Source organism: Streptomyces sp. B1866, from assembly GCF_031932565.1.
GTDB lineage: Bacteria > Actinomycetota > Actinomycetes > Streptomycetales > Streptomycetaceae > Streptomyces.
Genome location: NZ_JAVSCF010000513.1, coordinates 1 through 1,347, shown reverse-complemented (window position 1 = coordinate 1,347; position 1,347 = coordinate 1). Strand labels below are relative to the sequence as shown.

Annotated in this window: 1 pseudogene; it reads right to left on the bottom strand. The window is 80.3% G+C overall.

Annotated elements, in window-relative coordinates:
• A pseudogene (locus RKE29_RS29865) lies at positions 1-983 on the bottom strand (GTPase); the annotation flags it as partial.
• Positions 984-1,347 lie beyond the last annotated feature (364 nt).

Here is a 1,347-nt window from a genome sequence, read left to right as displayed (position 1 = left end):
CGGGCGCGGCGCGGCAGCCGGGTCCACGGCGTGCCGCACGCGCGGGACGCGTCGCGCAGCCAGGCCCGTTCCGCGGCCTGCCCGGCGGCCGCCGCGCCGCACGCGGCCGCCAGCCGGTCCTCGAAGTCGGCCCGCGCGCCCTCGGTGAGCCCACCGCGCGACTCCTCCGGCACGTCCAGCACGTACGCCGGGCGCAGCCGCGCCATGGCGCCGTCCACGTCCGCCGCCAGCCGCCGCTCGGCGGCGCCGCACTCGGCGGCGAACCGCCCCAGCGCCTCCCGCAGGTCGCCGACGCCCTCCCCGGTCAGCGCGGAGACCGCGAGGACGGCCGCGCCCGGCTCGCCGTGCTCGCCGAGGGCGAGCCCGTCCTCGTCCAGCAGCCGCCGCAGGTCGTCGAGGACCTGGTCGGCGGCTTCGCCCGGCAGCCGGTCGACCTGGTTGAGCACGATGAAGGTCACTTCGGCGTATCCGGCCAGGGGGCGCAGGTAGCGCTCGTGCAGCACCGCGTCCGCGTACTTCTCCGGGTCGAGCACCCACACCACCGCGTCGACCAGCTCCAGCGTCCGGTCCACCCGCTCGCGGTGGCCCGGAGCGGCCGCGTCGTGGTCGGGCAGGTCCAGCAGGACCAGGCCGCGCAGCGCCGGGTCGTACGGCTGCGCGGGGCGGCGGCGGTCGCCGGGCGGGATGCCGAGCCGGTCGAGCAGGCCGTCGGCGTGGTCGGTCCAGGAGCAGGCGATCGGGGCGGCGGTCGTGGGCCTGCGGACGCCGGCGTCGGACAGCGCGGCGCCCGCCAGGCGGTTGAACAGCGTCGACTTGCCGCTGCCGGTGGCCCCGGCGAGGGCGACGACGGTGTGCCCGAGGGAGTGCCGCCCGCGCGCCGCCGCCGCGTCGAGCACCCGTCCGGCCTCGGCGAGCGTGCGGCCGTCCAGGCGGGTGCGGGACAGGCCGACCAGCTCGCGCAGGGCGTCCAGGCGCTGCCGCAGCCGGCTCCCGGCGAAGCCGTGGGAGCGGGGCCGGTAGGCCGCGCGGGGTCGCTCCGGCTCGTAGGATCGCTCCNGGCCGCGCGGGGTCGCTCCGGCTCGTAGGATCGCTCCGGGCCGTAGGGGCGCTCCGGGTCGTACGGGCGCTCCGGGTCGTTCGGCCGCCGGGGCTCCCGGACGCCGCCGGGTTCGGCCTGGCGGGCCCGGGGCTCCCGCGCGCCGTAAGGCGGTTCCGCGCTGTGGGGCTCGCGCGCGGTCTCCGGCCCGCGCGAGCTGTGGGGCACCCGGGGGCCCGGCGGTTCGTGCGGCGAGCGCGGCTCGTACGGGGCGGCGGGGTGCGGCGCGGACGCCGGGCCGCCGTCGGCGG